General features: G+C 52.8%; 2 protein-coding genes (1 of these 2 cut by a window edge). Both read left to right on the forward strand.

Annotated elements, in window-relative coordinates:
* A protein-coding gene (locus K7B67_RS02310) for a TcdA/TcdB catalytic glycosyltransferase domain-containing protein (RefSeq protein ID WP_252178760.1) crosses the window boundary here: on the forward strand, positions 1-14,402 show its 3' portion. The gene continues 13,966 nt to the left of window position 1, outside the view; 14,402 of the gene's 28,368 nt are visible here — the last part of the coding sequence; its start codon lies off the left edge, out of view; it ends in the stop codon at positions 14,400-14,402.
* 1,909 nt (positions 14,403-16,311) lie between these two features.
* Positions 16,312-19,938 carry a hypothetical protein gene (locus K7B67_RS02315; RefSeq protein WP_252178761.1) on the forward strand — a complete coding sequence of 1,209 codons (3,627 nt, stop codon included), beginning with the start codon at positions 16,312-16,314 and terminating at the stop codon, positions 19,936-19,938.
* The last annotated feature ends 47 nt before the right edge of the window (positions 19,939-19,985 follow it).

Consider the following 19,985-nt stretch of genomic DNA (forward strand, 5'->3'; position numbering starts at 1 on the left):
CCCCGCTGTCCCCGGATGACCTGGACACGCACAGGCTTGCTCTGGCAGCCGATTTTTATGCGCTGGATAAAATAATCTCGACGTTGACTCAGCCGGACAATGACAAAGATTACGATGAGCTCTACAAGGAGTATTTTACAGACCGGTCAGGCCCTGAAGGGCTGCCCATTGACCGGCCAACAATTACCGACGGGGCAGATACCGGAATCACTCTGAGGCTACCCTTTGAGGATCTGGACAGGCCGGTGTTCACCGCCCTGTTTGCTGACAGTGACAGCCCTGAAGGGGAGCGGCTGCTGGCCAGCCTGAAGGCTGCCAAACGGGTGGTGAAGACTATTGCCCCGGCCTCAGGCGAAGACAGGGCAATCCATGCTCAGTTAAGGTCGCTATTCACCCTGTTGTTGTACCGGCTGTCAAGGGATGACCCCCAAGGGAAATCCCTGTTTCCGGGGATCAGGCTGGCAGATTATATCCATACCTGCCTTTCCGACAGTGCCATTGCCTTACTCAGTGACTACGTTCATCGTGTTGGCCTGCAACAGGCCACTGAGGAACTGGAAGCGAAGCTCACTGACCTTGCCCGGCCGGGTGCCCCGGACCTGCAGGCTGGCGTCAGGATCAAAGACCTGCTGGGGGTGGCCCTGGATTATCGCCTTGCCAACGGAGCCAGACTGCTGCCCGGCACGCTGCCGGATTACTACTCGCTGCCCTTGAGTGGTAACCAAAAATACCGGCAACTCTGGACTGGCCGAATGTCAGAGGACAGCGCCGCACGACCTGTCTCCAGGAACGCCGATGGCCGTTATCTTCTGAATCTGGCCCTGCCGGGGCAAAGCGGCATGGTCAAACGCCTGTTGCTCCGAAACCCGGCAACCCCCGATAACCTGGGCAGCCGCCTCCGGCTGGCTTTGGAACCGGACTCGCTGGGCCATGATCCAGAGGTGACCCGTGCATTTCTTGAACTGGCGATGACCAGGGTGGGTAAGGCCGACTGGCCGCAGTTTTCACAGCAGTTTACCGCATTGCCGGAATCGCGGCGTTCCGCAATGGTGGCGACGCTGGGTCAATATCGCTTGCAGTATCCGGAGGACGATATCAAGCAGCTGGGCCTTGCCCTTACCCGAATCCAGCTGTCGGAAGTGAATCAGCAGTTCAGTCTGGATGATCAGGCCGAGACACCGCCGGCGTTTCGCATCAGGAGTCTGACATTACTCGAAGACGGAAGTCATGGCTTCAGGCTGGAGACTGACGAGGGGGTCATACCTGTGCAGGCTGGCTCCCTGGAGCCGGTGACTGGAGAGCCATCTCTGGAGCCGAATCGGCAACGGGTGCTAATGCCCGCCAGTTCTTTCAGTAGCCAGTTTCCAGGGTCGTTTCTGGATACGCGCTACAACCTCAGGCAGTACCGGCAAGCGATGCAGAATACCAAGCTGCATCCCGACCGTTACCAGCATGATGTCCAGTGGCTTATTAAAACGTTCAGTGACTTTGGACCGGAAATCTATCGCCAACGACTCCAAAAAAAAGGTTCGCTTGACCTGAGTGCGGGCCGGCCTCTCCACTGGCAGTTAAATCCCCATATTTCCCTGCAGGAGTCCCGGTTGCAGGTGGGGGATGCCGCCGTAACGATTGAGCTTGGGATGAAGGATAACCCTTTGCTGAGGTACAGATTCTTTAACAAAGTGGTTAGCCAGTTCTACGCCATGGGTCTGGCCAAGAGTGTAGAGGCTATTGATGCCCGGCTGTTCCAGTCTACCTGGCCAGAGGGGGCTGATCGACTGAGTCAACTGGGCGACACTATTGGTTTTGATTCTGTCCAGCAATGGGCTTCCCTGTCTGCGGGGCTGGACTGGGATAATACCCTTCCTGGAGACAACAGCCGGGATTTACCGGCACTTCATGCTGGGTCATCCACCAGTCTGGAAGACACGAAACAGACGCTGGTATTGCTGTCATGGCTGTTCAATCAGAAGCCTGAATCACTCTCATTGGGCCTTGAAGAGCTCTTTGAGAAGATTCAGGAGGGCCTGGATGACCCGAGTATTCAAACCTTTGTCAGAGCACTGTACGAGTTTGACAGCAACCTGCCTGATGGTGACAGAGTCCTGTTCAGGGAGGCTTTCACGCCTCAGCAGATTAAATTACTGAAGGACGCCCTGACTCACCAGGCCCCTCACCAGAGGGAACTGATTGACTACGTAGACGCACTTAAAACAGCGTCCGATTGGCAGGCCCAGGTAGCCGATGCAGACGGGTTTGAGTCATCGACCTACCGGCTGGTTGAGTCTGGCAGCGACAGCAATAGCAATGGCAATGGCGATAGCGATAACGAGCCGACGGTTGTCATCGAAGACCTTGAGGCGAGTGACAACAAACGCTGCCGACGTGGGGTCGACGGCTGCGGGACTCAAGACAGTGACGGTAAAACCTTTATTCCGGTGCTGGAAAAAAACGACCATGGACAGACGGTTTATGGCGTGAAACTGGACAACGCCGCGTCAGGTAGAAGCGGGCTGTTCAAACTCAACCTGAAGGAATCGCTGAAAGATCAGTTAGCCGCTGCCCGCCACTGGCTGTCAGCAGGCAGTTCCGAGCTACGGACGCTGACGGGCACGGATGACCGGATAGCCGTGATCCTTCCTGCCGACTACCGTTCCGGCCAGACACTGTCGAATCAAGCCGAACGGCTCTTGTCAGAGCTGAGAGTCTTTATTTCCTCCTCCGCAGGACAGCGTCTGGTCAATGCCCTGGGATTTCCCGGCAGCTTCATCAAACCCGCCACTATGACTGAGCTGGACAGCCAGCTACTGACGGGTATGAAGCCTCCCGATCATCTCAGGCTGGTGGTCAGGCTCGCCAAAAAGACGCTTCCTGAGCGGGTGATCCCCTATCGCTCCGGGGGCAGCGGGGACACCAGTGGCAACAGGCTTGTGGTGCTGCAAGTTGACCCGGCGGTACTGGCCGGACAGCGCCGCTCCACCAGTAATTACCTGGGGGCACTGGCTTCTGTCCTGAAGGATTTATGTCGGGCAGCACTGGCCAGTACTGACCAGACGAAGTCACCAGCCATCGCCATGAGCTGGTTGCAGGGGGCCAAAATCACCGGTGACCGGACGCTGCTGCAATTGGAAAACCAGCTTCGTAAGCAGTACGGCCTGCAGCCCGTGCTGGCCACAGCATCAGCCCATGCCCCCGTTCAGACGGTCACCACGGCGGGCGGAATAACGACTGTAGAAAGCCGCCAGCGGGTCCGGATTGCCTATAAAGCCATTGCTGAGCCGCTGTCCGGCTTTGGTCGGCTGGTGGGGGATAAGGAAACCCGTCTACTGTTTCAGCGGGTTCAGTACTATTGCAACCAACGGGTTGACCGGTTATCTGACGCTGGTGGTTCGGGGCTGGGAAACCTCCGCTCGCTGTTAACGCAGCTAGCCTGGAGTGGGCTGGTCAGCCAGCGGATGGTGATTTCGCAGCCCACAGTTCTGGCTGATCCGGCGGATGTGGTCACAGCCGTGCTCGACGACAGTGAGCTGAAGGCTCTCACTGAGCTGAAGGCTCTCACTGAGCTGAAGGCTCTCACTGAGCTGAAGGCTCTCACCGGGATCAACAACCTCGCCGGGCAGCTTGAAGAGGTGTTGACCGATGCCCTGAAAGATCGACGGGGAATCACCTTTACAGCGGCAGAACATAAGGGATTATTGAGCTGGTTAAGCCGTGCAGAAGGGATTCTTGCGGACGCACAGGCCGTGCGCAAGGAATGGGGCGGCCCCGGACAACTTCCCCTGGTTGGGGATTCCAATGGTAATGTGCCGGTCACCGCCGGGAGCCGGAAAACCCTTGCCCTGACCAGCACCGTGCGGCAACCGGTCACCCGGCTGGGCGACCAGTCTCTCATTGCCATTGACAGCCAGAACGGCCCCCTGTCCGCCCCGGCGGGGGATGAGCTTAGCGGTTTGCTGGCACTGTTGAGGCAGGAGTCACCTGACAGCCGGCAGGTTGCCGCTGCTTTAGCAACCGAGCTTGGGTGGGCTCCTGCGGTTACCGATCCGAACTATTACCGGGACGCGATCCAGCGCACCCTGTCATCGCTGTCCCCGCAGCAGGCCGACAACCTGGACGACACCCTTGTTGATTTGCTCAAAAAATCATCCCTGACCGACGGTGAGTCACTGCTGGCGGAGTATTTTTTCCACAGGCGGCTCAGGGATCTGGACACCACAGATCTGGCCGGGTTGCGGGCGGATGCCCTGAGGGCCAATGAATGGCTTGATCTCCTGCAAAAAAATCCGCCATTGCTTCCGGGACCCGGCAGGGAGCCCCCGGCTTTCAACCTCGATACCGGTTTGGGCCGTCACCAGGCCCAGGTTCAGATTGTAGAAAAGCAAAAGACGTTCACGCTGGGTCGCCGGGATGACCTGGCTTTTTCCGACCAGGGACCCGGTTACTCCCTGACTCACAGCGAAGGCGACCGCAAGCAGGTCTTTCGCGTCGAGCTTCCTGATGGCTGGCCGGACCGCCTTTTGCCGATCAGGCTGGTTGTCCACATGGAGCCTTATCGCAAGCTGCAACGGAACGGCCATATTGGCATAAACCAATTACAGAACGACATTCAGCTCATTGCCGGAGGGATGAATGATTCACGTCTATCGAGCCTTCTTCAGGCGCTGGTGCAATCCGTCAAGGACGCGGGCATTGCCGATGATAGCCCTTTTAAAATAAGAATCAGCCCCAGACCTCACTGGCCGTTGGTGGACAGCCGTATCAAGGTGAGTGAGGAAAGCAGTGCCCACGCCCTGTTATTGCTGGGCACGAAGGACAGGAGCAGGCCGTTTATTTTCCGGGACGCCCTGACGAGCCTGATCGGCGCCAGTCTGTTGAAAGCCCTTGAAGGTGGTGATGGGTCATTGGCAGCCTTGCGCCCGCTGAGAGCCTTGCGGCAGCTGGTGCGGCAGCAGTTCGGGATCAACACCGGGACAGTGCCTGACGGTGAGTCGCGCCCCCTTGGGCTGACCCGTCAATACGCCCTGACCCCGGTGGCTGACAATCCCTCATCAGGCACAAGCCTCTATCGGCAACTGGTCGATGGCTATCATAACCTGCTGTTAGCTGAAGGTACTGAAGCCGATTTCCGCCGGGCAGTGGATTATTTAGAGCTTTATGACAAAACCAGGATTCAGGCAATAAAGGACAGCCTCGCTAACGGGAACATTAAAGTCAGTGACAGTGAGAGCAATCTTTTCAACAAGGTCGTCAATGATAAGCAATCCTCAGCGCCCCTGGTTCCAGATGGCTCTGATAATACCGTTGCCTCCTACACTGCCTTGCCTCCCAACTCTAAGCTGGTCAACGTGGATTACCGGGCCTTCTGGAGTGTCGGTTCCGGTATGGAATCCCTGCTCGACGCCAGACTGCTGGGGTTAAGTCGGGTGGCGGCAGAAAACTTCCTGTCTCAACAGATAGAGGTCGCGAAAAACCATTTCGGGCTAACAGTCGTTGCCAGCACTTACCTGAAGTCACTGCTGGTTCATTTTATCTACTGGAAGATGGAGCAGGTTCTGGGTCACACCGGCCAGCCAGCCAGCCGGATACACTTGGGAGTGACCGATGCGGTAACGGCCATACTGCCTGACAGCGATATCGATGAAATCGCAAGACTGATGTACATCGATCTTTGGTTGGAGATAAATACGACAGAGAATACGAATATATCCACTCTCGTCGCATTGGAAAAAGCCTGCACTTTTGTTGCCCAAGGACTCGGCTGGGAGTCTTTTGACACTGGCCTGCTGGCCAATCTGAAGCAAGATGTGGACACCGTATTCCGTAAGGCGGTGGCACTGCGACGGCGCGTCGGAAAGCCGTTCCAGTTGCCTGTTAACCAACAGCAGGACGCCCAGGGTAAAGAGCCAAGGTCTGTGCAGGCTTTAGCGGGGCAGGATCAGATCATTGAAACCTTCGCCAGCAGCCCTCGCTATGCGGTTATGGCGGACGTTAAAAGGCGTTATCTGAAAATAACCCCGGCGGGCCCGGGCAATCCTTTCCCGCTTATGTCGTCTAAGTCGCAGGATGGCCTGAAGAGGCTGTTACAGCGACCCCTTAATCCGGGTAAAAACACGGCAACCACTCAGGCTTACCTGTCACAGCTGGCGCGTCATTATGAGGCTTTTAGTGAACTGAAGGACATTGACAGTACTGGCCAGGTCAATACCGTGATTGAAAAGATGGAGGATGTTAACCGACAGCGGTTTGCCGGGGAATTCCTGAACTATGCCCAGCAGTCAGGTATCCCGGCAGGTCTGGCTGAAACCATCGCCGGGGAGTTACTTGTGGCAGAGGTCAGCGCCCTGGGTTCCCTGCCTGAACAGATGTCTACCGGGCTTTATCAGCGGCTCAACGGGTTGCTGAACCTGACCGGGAAAAGGGCGTTTTCACTGACCACTGGCGACCTGACTATTCAGGTGCTGACCGACCCCTCAATTACCGCCGATGCCTCCTACCTGATTCCTGCCCAACGGACACTGGTGCTGGGCAATGGCGGCGCTGACAGTCCGCTGACCGCTGCGGCAGCATTGGCTTTGCTGCGGGCCGCCCAGGCACAGAAACCGGAGGATCAGACAAAAACATTCCTGGCCCTGCAACAGAAGCGGGTCAGATTGCCAAAAGGGGTGGAAAACCTGTCACCAGAGTCGCTGGTCAGCGAGTTCACTGTTAAGGAAGGCAAGCTGGCACTCTCCGGCCTGCTGGAACGTCTGACCAGCTTTATCGGGCTGGCGGACAGGCTGAAGCGGGAGGATTCTTCCGGAGCCTACCTGCTGGCCAGGGAGATCCGCCAGAACGTGGCCGACAGCGTTGCCGCACTCAGGCGTGATATTGATTTTGGCCAGATGGGTGACCTGGTTGATATCAGCGAGCGTGATTTCCGGAGAACCTTGCAGGCACTGGACAAGGCCGGTTTGCCCGCCGGTCAGGCAGCAAGGCTACCCGATGCCGACTGCGTGCTGTGCGAGGGTTCCGGACCGATCAGGACCATGATGGCCCTGATAGACCGGAGCAGCAGTCATCTGGATGCCATTGAGGCCAGTGATGGCTTCATCCATATCAGGCAGAGTGCCGGTGACAAGGGGTTGCTGGCAGACGCCTTCCTGCTGCTGGAACAAGGACGTTTTGCGGCGGTGGTCACCGAAGACATTATGGACAGCCCGGCGTTCCGCAAGAAGCTTCTTGAGCTCTTACGACAAACACTGGCGCAAAGGCAGGGGCTGAAACCGGAGCAAATCATTGATCGGCTGGTCACCTTGCTCGATGATTCGGGGTACAGTCCCGACGACACCCGCTATGTAAAGCAACAGCTGCTTGCAAGCCCGGAATTTATGGAGAGCCTCAAGCTTCGTGAAGACCATACCGGCGGGGATGACTTCGAGCCTGATAGCCCGGCTGGCAGCAAGTCAGGAGGTGGGCCGAAAAGCTTGAAAGGGAAGTTCATGCGCACGCTGGATGTGCTGGATCGTAGTACAAAATTTAATACGGGCAGGATGGCTGTTGGCGCAGGGAATGCCATCGCTGGCCTTGCCCTGGCTTCGGTGACATTGAATAACCTGGAAAAATACGGCGACTCGATGCCTGCTGAAGCCAGGAACACGGCTTATGCGAGTACGAGCCTGGGCATCACCAACTCGGTCTACGGTCTTACCATGAGCGCCAACTGGGCGCTGAGCAAAACCCTTGTCAAGACCAACAATCCGGTAGGCCCCCTGGGCGTAGCGTTAAAACTGGGTCCAAAATCGTCGCGAATAGTGGCCAGGACTTTACCCGTTATAGGCGGTGTCATTTCTCTTGAAGTTGGCATGCTGTCACTGGCCTCTAATGCCGCAAACGCCCACGCGGCAAGAAAGGCTGGCAGCCATAAACGGGCGGCCCTTTATGGCACCATGGCGGCCCTGGATGCCATTACCATTGGCCTTGATGTTCTGAGTATGGCGCTGGACGTCATCTTTCCAAAGCTGGGTCTTGTTGTGGACCTGATCAGTATGCTGTTAGGTTTCGTGCAAACGGCCCTGCAGGCCATTTTGCCACCCCCCACCGCCCAGGAGGATTTCAACGCTTTATTGGAGAGTCCGCAATTCAATGGACAGCTTAATCAGCAGATGGAGCACTTTGAGAAAGCCGGCTACAGGCGGTTTATGCTGTTCGACGATGCCAGTAATTATCTTGACCAGAGTAAGTATGACGAGAACCTCGAGACATTGAGGTTCTCCACTATGTGGTTTCTTCTGGATGATTTCGACGAAGACAAATGGTATGCCATTGTTGACAGGCAAAACGTAAGGCGATCCGGGTCAGGGACGTACCTGTCGGACTACATAGAGGGCAGGAAAGGATACAAGAGATTTTTTGGTTTGGGTGGCAATGACACCCTGATCACTGACCTGGGGGAGCTTTATGGCGGTTTAGGCCACGACTTGCTGATTGTGAAAAAAGGCATAGCAAGAGGGGGCAGTGGCAATGACATTATCCGGGTTGAAGAGTCAGGCGAAGGTCACGGGGACAGTGGCGATGACGTGATCCGGATTGAAAAGACAGGTACTGCTTACGGGGGCCGTGGCAACGACATTATCCGGATTGAAAGGTCAGGTACGGCTTACGGTGACAGTGGCAATGATGTTATCTGGATTGGGCACTCAGGTACGGCTTATGGGGGATACGGTGACGACACCCTCTACCTGTCAAAGATCGGTGGAATTGGCCATGGCGGGCCGGGAAACGATCGGATTTATTATGGCAAATTCCAGCATGGCGACTCGGGCAATGACCTGCTCATTGACAAGCTCGGCGCAGTCGAACAGCACGGTGGAACAGGTAATGACCGCCTTTCGCCGGGGTTAGGCTTCGCACACCTTTTTGGCGGACCCGGAAATGATACGCTTGTCCTGCCCAGGTTCTCGCTTTCTTTGTTCAGCCAGATACAAAAAGGTAAACTCTCGGCTCAGTACACTATTGGTCGTAATACCTTCAGGATTGATGGCCACCCATCCGGACGACCCATTGATCACACGTATACCTACGCTCATGGTTACTCTAAGCCATTACTCTGGGTTAACTTGAAAAACAGAGTCTGGGGTAACCATTTTTCTGATTATCTCGAGTTTCAGAAGTTGAAGCGCACCCATCCGGATCGCGAAGAAAAGGAAAAAGGCGAATCCTTTTTCGGTGTGTTTGGGGTAGGGACTAGCGGTAAGTCATTGGTGACTAAGGAATTGATGGCGCAGGTTACACCTTACGGCACTCACCCAGGCGTCAGTCGAATTTCTGATATTTACGGTACGCAGTCTTACTTTTACCTCGGCAAAGCTCAGTACGGCAGCGCGGGAGAGCAAGTCCACCTCTATTTTACGGAGTCAGGCGTTTTCGTGATGAAAGCCGACCGTTCCCTGGTGTTTTTCAAAAAGGACAGCCTGCTCAAGGCCAGTAAAACGAATAAGGCCATCAAATTCTTCGCCACCCTCCTGGACTTCCTGGGAACCGAGGGCTCTGTTTATAGTATGGAGCATCTGGTGGGTTCCGAAGACGGCTCAGAAGTCTACGGGACCGAACAGAGCGAAAGCATTTATCTCAGGGGCGATAAAAGTAGCAACAACATAGTGGATACGCGAGGTGGTGACGATTTTGTCTATGCCAGCAATGGCACAGACGTAATAAAACTGGGGGAGGGCAATGACCGGGCGGTGTTGAGCGACCAAAATGTTGTGGACGGCGGCCCCGGCACAGACACTATTTCCTACATGCTTCGAAAAAAAGATCTCTGGCTGGATATGACCAATCGGGATCCGTCGAAGGGGGAGGTGGTGACCGGTGTCGAGGTCATACAGGACTCCCCCCATAACGACAAGATCAAAGGAAACTCCGAGAATACGGTTTTCATGGCCACCGGTGGCACCAATACCCTGGATGCCGGAGCTGGCAACGACACGGTCACCACTCAAGGCGGAAAGACATCCATCTGGCTGAGAAGCGGTTTTAACGCCGTGATACTGGGTGATGGTCACCACGAGGTTCATACGGGCATTCATGCCGACTCAATCAGGGTGAGTGGCAACAACCTTGTTAACCAAAAATTTTATGTCCACAAACCTCAGGAACCTTCGACAGGAAAATGGCCAGTCCTGGTCATCCGCTGGGGACGATTTGGTGTCCGGTGCACCCGGAAGCCCAGACAGCTGGCCAGCCTGACTGCCAACCCGTTCAGCGAGAGCATCGACCTGGTGTTCAGCGAACAGAAACCCGATGAAACCGTCACCCTGGACTTTAACACCCCCGACATCCCGCCGGTCACAGTCAAGCACTTAAATAGCCACTGGTATCGGGAGGATTTGGCCAAAACGGGCCGCTGGCAGTTCATTGACGGGGATGTGATGAAACTGAAAAACACGACCCTAACCGATTTTGATTCAAGAAAAGGTGCTTGCAAGGTCACCAGGAAAGTGGACATCTATCCCTTTTCAAAAGAGCAGATGCTGGCATTTTTGAATCGCTACCCCGGAAAACCTTTAGGTGAATTCCGCCGCAGCCAATGGCGCGACAAGACTGAGCTGGAGATCCTTGCCAATGAAGGAAAAAACCTGGGGGCCGGCCTGCACCGCATTAGCAGTGAGGAAAGCAATAATCTCAGGCTGGGGATTGAGATTCGTTTCGACTCTTCCAGTTGCGGCCACCGTAGTGGTCTTTTACGCAGGCTGACCCTGAAGCCGAACCAACAGCAGGTGCTCTTTGAAGGCTTAGCCCCCGTCCAGAAGGCGCATGCCACGTTCGACAAGGACAGGGAGATGGTTTTCTCTGTCCCGGCAAAGCACACACTGACTTTAAAATTGGTTAAAACCGATGCCGACGGCAGCAGACAACATCATGGCCGTCACCAGATATCAGGAAAAGAACAGTACTCAAAACAATGGCATGAACTGTTCCCCAATCAGCCAATGGAGGCTGGCCTGGGCATGCTGGAGGTACGTCATACCTTTCAGAGGACAATGGGGCTCTTCAAGCTATGCGGAGCCTCCAGACTGTACAACAGCTCCATGACTGTACCGGATGTCCAGCTTGACTTGTCTTCAGACGCACACTCTGGCGTTCCCATCATTATCGGTGGTCCGGGCAATGATCGGCTCACAGGCAATCCCTCCACAGATAATATATTGCTTGGCAAGGGAGGGCGCGACGTTTTGCAGGATATGGGCGGCAACAACCAGTTTATTGTCGGCATGGGCGATACCACCGTTACCGCTGGCAGGGAAGGACACAATCAGCTGATACACGACAAGTTTTCTTTACTTTATGGCATCCGGCGCCTGCGGCAAGACATCAGGGTTCTTACCTTCAAGGTTGCCACAATGTATGAACTGGATGGGATGACCGTCAATGTCACGGCGGGGATCGCACAGACCCGATGGCGGAATACGGAAACAGGCAGCTGGCGTTATCACCAGACCCTATTCAGTGGGATCAGCCAGATGACCGGGTCTTCCGGAGATGATACCTACTTTGGCAGCAATGGTACGGATATTTTCAGCACCTTGGGGGGGCTGGACAAGGTCTACATGGGCGGCGGAAACGACCGGGTCATTATTAACGCCCGCTGTCAAAATGGTACCGTCCTGGACGGCGGCAGCGGTGCCAATACACTGCTCTTTGATTTACCCGACAGTCATCGTGTGGCTATCGACCTGAAAAATAGTGTAACGGTCAAGAACTTTATCCTGGAGGACACCGGGAAGGGCAGGATAAAATTTTCCGGTGATGATCAAGAGAACATTTATGTGTCCAGAGGTTCCCTGGAAAGCTTTAATAGCAGAGGAGGGGATGACTACCTTTTTCTTCTGAAGCAGCCGAAAGCCACCCATTTTAACGGTGGTCCGGGCTCCGACACGATAGATTTCAGCCAGATGACCATCGAGCCGCATTTTGTCCGGCTCAATCTGTCTTTAAGAAAAAAAGCAGCGGGCCTTTCCTGTTCTGCAAGCGATTCGGGATCCTGCCCTCCCGATAAAAACGTCAAAGGTCGTGTGTCTTTTACGAACAGGTTATCCGGATCGCAGAACACCTTTAAAACATGGCCGGTAGCTATCAGTAATTTTGAGATTTTCAAGGGGCCGGATACCGGCGATATTTACGACATTCCGGCCCTTGCCGGGATTGCCGTCGATGGCGGAGGTGGCAATGATACTTTCAGAATGACCTCTTCCGGCACTGGGGGCAACAGTTCAATCACCTCCACCATAGGGGGAGCCGGATACAACCAACATTATGGTAGCCAGGAGGCTGACCGGATGGTGGCAAACCTGGGACCCGACCTTCTTTCCGGCAACCTGGGCCCGGATATTTACGTTATTTATCCACAGGCTAATGGTACCCGGATCGTCGACCGGGACGACGGGAATAGCCTGGTATTGCACGGAGTCAAACCCGAAAATCTCGACTGGCGACTGACCGGGAATTATACCCGTCTGGAAGTGAACAACGGCGGACATGTATTTTTCAGCGTCGATTTACTGCACGTTCCCCATTGTGTGCGTGAGGATGGCAGCCTGGTTACCGGACACTTTATCAACAGTCTGGAGCGGCATTTCTGGCGCCTGACAACGATTGATCCCGCCAACAACGGAAGCAGATTGCTTAGCGGCAAAAACCTTCGAGATTACTATCACTCCAAGCTGACTGTGGATAAACGACTGGATAACACTTATCAGCTTGGCAATATCACCGCACCGGTACATGGCGGGCCAGGTGATGATGTGTTTTTCTTGTCGGGTGCTGTCAAGCCGGGGACTGGACTGTTCGGGGAGTCGGGAAATGATATTTTCCACCTCAAAAGCAGTGGTGCCAGTGTCCACCCCGGTCCTGGCAATAACCTTGTCAGTCTGGAGCTGGAGAATGCAGAAGAAAATCGTGCGCTAAAGCTATTCTTTGCCCCCTCTTCGTTTAACCGTATTCGAATGGCTGGTGTCAGCCTCACGGATTTGCAGGCAGCAAGCTGGCGTTCGCTGGCTCTGCGTAATACTCCTGACAGCGGTGACCAGACTGGTTGCCCGGTCGGCTTATCCCGCCTGATGCCCCCTCCGGTCACCGGTGGCAGTTTTATCCTGGCGGCCTTGATTCGCCAGGGTCTGCCGCTGGGCAAACGAACACGGGCGGGGAGCACGTTGATTCATTTTGCCGGGTCTGACGGTTCTGATGTCATCAGCCTGAGCCTGAAACCCGGGAAGCTGGAGGTCAGGCTAACGGAGGGTGGCAGGGTCTTTTATCGAAGGGTCAGGCCATTTTTCACCTCCCCCCACCTGCACCTGGTCATGACAATAAATGACAGTGGTTTTCTAACCATCTACCGGAATGGTCAGGTTGCTTTGGCAACCCGGGCCTTCAAGCCAGCCAGAAAAATTCGGGCGCTGAACTGTTATGCCGCTGACCAACTCATCATCAACGAGCGTCTCCCGTCGCCTGAAGGGATAAAAATGATGGCGTCCGGTGCCGACCTCCTGGTGGGAATCGGCACCTGGCAGAACCCTGACCTTATCTATGCCAATGGTTGGCCAGACAGCTTGGAACTGGATGACGGCATTCTGGATGACAGGGAAAGAATCGGTCAACGACTCGAGTCTGGTTATTCACTTTCAGAGCAAACTATCCCCGGACACCAGTATTTAATTGATGAAAAAAGCGCTACTTACCGTTTCTCTGGCGATGATACCAGTAACGGTCAATGGCTTCTGGCAAACGCCACGGGCACGGCTGACCAGCTCGAAGTTAATACCCATGACTGCCAGACATTGGGCTATCAAAAAGCAGGCAAGGATCTTATCCTGACTGTCTTGCCGAATAACAACCTGTTGAAAAACCGCGACAATAGCACCCATCCGATCAATGCCACCCAGAGCCTTCGGGTGCAAAACTTTTTCAGCCAGGAAGGCGAGACCGTTGAGCGCCTGATCGTCAATAACAAGGTGCTCAGCATGAGCGAGGTGCTGGCGAAAGTAGATACCTTACAGTCAAATGGCAGCCGCTCAATGAATGAAAGCATCCCAGAGGCAACATTGGCCACTGAGGGTGGAGGCAACGGAACCCAGTCCTTACTGAGCAGGATCATTAGCAGGGGGAAACAGCTGTTGAATCACCTGGGCATTCTGGCCGGAGCTAAGAAAGACGACGCTGACACAGGTGAAGCCGAGAGTGAGCGACCTATGGTGGCGAACCTGAATAACACGGAACTGAACCGGCAATACCAGCGTTTGGTTCAGGAAGCCAGTATCCTGCCCGGTAATCGCAGTGGTGAGAACTCGTCGTTTATCCCATCGGCAAGCCAGAGAATGGCTCAGAACCTGACGACTCCGCTAAATTTAACGACGATGGGTCAAGGCTGATTGTCAGCGACTGCTGACGCTTAAAAAGACGACATATTTATCTTATAAAACGGATAAGCAGGTCATTATCCCGGTTCCGAACTACACTGCATGGTGCAATCGTCAGGCTCCTAGTGCCGGTGAAAAGACAAGTATCACAATCCTTCAGAAAACCATGTAGATCAATCCATCAGGTGTTATCATGCCAAGCCTACCCAAGAAAGTTCATGTTGCTATTGTCGGTTCTGCTAAAGGTTGGGAGCTTATTTGGCTGACAATATGGGCCAGGGTGAACCCGAACCATAGAATCCATGTATGGGCTCCCAAAGCTTTGAGATACAAAAGGATTTTATATTCGTTACTGTTTTCTGAGAAAATACGACAATCTATTGAAACAGATGATCCCGCTGATATTGCGCGGTTGAGGCAGAGTATCTGGCAAAAAATCGATGCTTTTGTGGGTGAAAACGGTGACATAGAAAGATTGGATATAATGAAATCTGATTTTTCAGACAGCGTAAAGAGGTCGTTTGTTACCAAATGGAATAAAACTAATCATGTGTTAAATCAAATTCGAACATTAATTAGCAATGCTTTTGTTTTCGTTTCAGAGTCTGACTTTGAACGGAAGAACAGTGAATATATTAAGTACACCTTAAGCCTTAAAAAAACTTTGATAATCGAAAGAATTTTAGGGTTTGATCGCGAACGCGCTTATGGAGGCGTATATATTGATAAAGGGCTGCTACCAGCACTGAACAGAGAGCTCTTTGAAGAAGAGGGGGGGGCGCTACCGGGAAGGGGAGTGGGCAGTAGTGAGAGAGAGCAGCTAGATAGAGCTAAGGTGCGTGCTATTTTGAAAAAAATGTTTGAAAATAAAATTATTCCTGATCCTGACCGTTATTTTAAGATAGAAGATATAAACCTGTCACAAGAAGAATTAAATAAAATTAAAAGCGTCGTAGAAGAAAACAATGTTGACGATCTATTTATTAAACTGAGAGATCGTGAAATAAATTACAATACCCATAACAAAATATTTTTAGGTAGTGCTTTATATTCTGGAGACTATGCTTCATCTGGATACCTTAATGATCCAATCGAGCCAATAATATTGGAAGCTAGTCGAGATAACCGACTGATCGAAAAAATAATTGAAGAAGCTACATTTTTTCACACTATTTTAGAAAGAATTAAAAAAAACAAAATAAGCAAAGAAGAACGCATACCAGAGATAAAGAAATATTTGAATGAATTCTATGAAAATAAAATTACTGTCTTCGACGATGACATCAATAAAGTTGCCATAATGTTAACGGAGCTTTCATATCATACCGGGGGTTTTGAACACCGGATTCTCGCTAAACTAGGTTATGACGCTTTTGAAAGATTAAAAAAAATCCATAATACAAGAAGAGTTACAATTGTCGAAACTTCTGAATTCTTAACGAATAATCCCTTCTATAGATATGGTACCGATTCTGACCTGTCAGACTCAGCGCTTAGGCGACCATACGACAAGTTTATAATGATTAATATTCCCGATGCTCAGGGCAAAAAAGATGCTCAGAGCAAAAAAAAAGAAGAGTCTGTGAGGAAGATTTATGAGCGTTATAACAGGTATCGAACTGATGGAGATAACAGCGTTTGGTATGACGTTATTTATCATAATCAACGTAATAAAAGAGTAATTAAAATAATTTCAGGAAAAGCAATCAAAAATATCGGCGAAGACACTAAAGTCTTTATTACTGGAAATTTTGATTTCTCTGGTACCGAGTCGAGAGAAATTAATTCCATCAACTCCCGGTTCTTGGTGAAACAGCTATCGTCAATTTTAAGTACAGTGATCCCCGAGAATACCACCGTACAAAACATAGCATTCTATTTTTTTAACTCGGCACAAGACATTCCAGGTTCTGAGGGTGTATTGGATGCTGGCCAGAAAGATTATATTGTACCCGAAGTTCTGAGGGAGTTGGCCAAAGAAGGTATTCGTGCAAATTCTGCTGTTGCTGTTCGAAGATACGTATCAGCAAGTGTTCCCCAGCAAACTGCCGGTGGTGGTCCTGACGGGCCTTCAACCTCAAGAGATGCGTCCGATCCTGAACTCAACCGTATTGTTTTTACCAGGAATGAAGACAACAGCGTTACATACAAAGCCAAGTTCGGGCTGGACTCCCTTGACCCTGATAATGAGTTTTCTTTCAGGCCTGAGGTTGATATTTCCGAATCCACATTCACAGATCAGTTGTTTGAATCCATAATCGTTGAGGATTCGCAGGGTTCGACCGATCCCAGACTCGGGAAGGATTCAGTCGAAGCCCTTGTCGAAAAAATGTATGCCGGTGACGGAGACCAGGGTGATTCTGCCTCTGCCAGACCGGAAAACAGGGTGCCCACTTCCACAGTCCACGATGAGGTCGATTATAGAAGAGATGCTGGAGAATACTCATTTGCATCTCAGTTCAAAGATGCGCTTTTTTTCGGATTAAACAAAGAGTCGACCCCTGAAAAAGTTGCTTTCTTCCATCCGGACTGGAGAGAAACGCGTCGTTTGGAAGACACAATCAAGCTGGCGAAGGAGTCTTCCTCCTACACCGAATGGCTTGACCGCTATGAAAGGCGTTTCCCCGAGTTCAACTACATCACCCAGCTTCGGCAGGAAATGAGCCAATATCAGAGTGAAGAAGAGAAGGTCGAGGCCTTCGAAACCTTCAAAAGAAAGGCACAGACCTATTCATTCGATATCTTCACTTTCGATCCCCTCACTGAAGAGGGGGCTGCCAGAATCAAGGCAATATACAAAAATAAATTCCCCAACATCGATCTTCTCTCAGATGAGTTATCACTGTCTTGTAACCGGCGCCGAAGAACAGCCAATACCGGCAGCTGCGATGCTCGACGCAAAGCGTTGACGTATGCCCTCCGGTTACTTTCCGGCCCCAAAACCCAACTCTATCTTGATGACAACATTGATGACACAAAAGACAAAAGAGACAAAAAAACCGATATCGCCCTGCTCAAACCCGCCAACGAAGGTCAGCGCTGGCTGCAGAATTTTTTCACCCGGTATCGTCGCCTCGAAGCCAAGGACGCATTAACTGACACCCGGGGCATGCACTCGGTCATTGCCCTGGACAAAGATTCGTTTACCCGCGCTCAACAGCAGATAAAAGACGGGACCTTGAGTGGCCAACCCCTGCTGCTGAAAACCACCCCCTCTGGCAGTTATGTGCTGCTCACACCCGATGGCCGGGTGCAGTCGGCCATCGCCGGGGGAGACGGCAACCGCGTCACCGTTCTCGGTCGGCCAGCCAGACTGATCGCCCATGCTTTGACGACACTGGCCTACTTTACCCCGGACATCCACATCGCCAGCCTGACCGTCAGCGATCTTGCCAGCAGCAAACAGTCCGGCGGAATCACCGCCCTGAACGCCCTGAAAACCTTTGTGGCCCTTTCGCCCAGCAACGGCAAACCCCTGGTGGGCGAACTGATTATCGAGCCCAGGAGTCGCAGCCCCGAGGTTTTTAAACGACTGGTGAAAGATATCCAGCGCCTGATGCCGAAGGATCGCCCGGCGATTGAAAGCCTTGTGCTGCGCTCCCCAGGCACCGGACAACCGGAGTACCGGCTGCTCCCCGGCGAAAAGACGGTGCTGATGTCGCCCCGGCCATCGGATTCAAAAGCCCTTATTCGGTATTTGCCACCCAGCCACCTTTCGGTTCCGGAGCAGCCCCGGACTAAAGACAATCTCTCAGGTGTGGCCTCTGAACGAGCCGAATTCAGGCAGCGGCTGCTGGAGTTTGATACCGCCCTGAGGGACATTAAAGCCCGGCACTCACTCGCCGACAGCATGGTTCCCCAACTGGATACCCTTCGTCGTGATGGCCGGGGCTGGCGCATGGACTTTGTGGAACCCGATACCCTGGCCCGTAAGAACATCCGGTTTACCTCCGGAGCCTTTGATCGCTTCCGGGGCTTTCTCCAGGGGACGAGTCGTCAAGGCTTGCCATCGCTGGCCAAAGGGAAAAGAACCGCCGCCGGCAATATGGACAGGCTCAGTTCTTTTATAGGCCTTTTCGACCTGATAGCAGGGATTTCTCCCGTGGGGCATCATTACAACCACCCCCCACGCAATATGACGGACACTGAGCGGCAGATTTATATCGGGCGACAGACGTTTTTTTATACGTCGTTGGCATTACAACTGATTGACATAATCAATGTCGGACGGCACGGGGTCAAGGTCATTATCCCAGCTATCATGCCGTCAATGCATTTCGGTCAGAAAGCACCAAAGCTGCCCAATATTCCGGGGTCGGGCAAGTTCCCCGTGGGGCTGAAAAAAATCGGCAAGCTGGGTAAAAGTGCCGGTCGTTTTGTACCCTTTCTGCTTCCCGGCGTGCAGGCAGGCAGTCTCACCCTGACCATCATTGAATATGAGAACGAAAAGGACCCGGAAGTTAAGAAACTCATGGAATCCAGGGTGATCTTTGAGTCGGTGGATACGGGTATCTCCTTCCTTGCGGTGTTTGCCAACCCAGTCGTGGGGATCATGCTTGGTGGGCTCATGCACCATATCAGGGTGGTTTTTAATCTCCATTACGAGAGCGAGGCAAGAAAGCTGGCTTATAAAAAATTAGGGGACGCTTCGGTTAAGGCGGCAAAAATCTTTGACCTGATCCACGCCCAGCTGGACCCCGGAAGCTTTCTGGCCAACAATCATGCCAACAACCAGACCCTCAATGCGTTAACGAGCGGGGATGGCAAAAGCCTCCTGGCCCTGAATATCCAGTCGATTAACCTGGTGAACCAGACCCTGACCTACGGTCCCGGCTATTCATTTCAGACAACCTTCGTCGCCGGAAAAAAAGACGACTGGGAACGCTGCGAGGATGACCAGTATGTAAGGGGCGACCCTATAGAGGACTGTGCCAGTGACATCAACAGGATCGAATACTCCACGGTTCTCTTTAACATGGTCGACGACGCCCTGGCGACATTGTGCCGGACGGAGTCGCGTTTAACCGGGTACCAATGCTCAAGTGGGGTGTTCCACAACCTGGGGCAGATGACCGATAAAAAAATCATTTTAATGCCCGGCTTACCCCAGTGGGAGGTCAAGCTTCGCTACAGTCCCGAGACTAGCAAACGTTATACTCCGGGGAGTGGGCCAGACGGCAGCTCTCCCGGTGCACGGTTTCTGGATGCCGTTAGCGACGATAAGCTGAAACGGTTTTACCAGAAAAAGGTAAAAGGTACCCGGTTCACCGAGTGTAAGGGTGGTTCATGTAGCGTCAGATACCAATATAAATACCTTGTCCAGATGTTCACCCATACCGACGCTTTGATGTTTCGTAAGTCAACCAGCAGCCTGTATCTCGATAACAAGGATTACCTCGTCGTTTTTCGTCACATCAAAGACGAATATTCCGAACGGCTGAGTTATGATCTGTATAGTCCTGAAGGGGCCGACAAAACCTACATCCTGATGTCAGACGGTGCCCATCGCATTCGCGTCCACCCCGAGGGATCTCTACCTGGGTGTTGAACTACGACGGCCAGGAACCCTATGCCTGCGTTACCGAGCAGGCTGAC

This window comes from Endozoicomonas sp. 4G (assembly GCF_023822025.1).
GTDB lineage: Bacteria > Pseudomonadota > Gammaproteobacteria > Pseudomonadales > Endozoicomonadaceae > Endozoicomonas_A.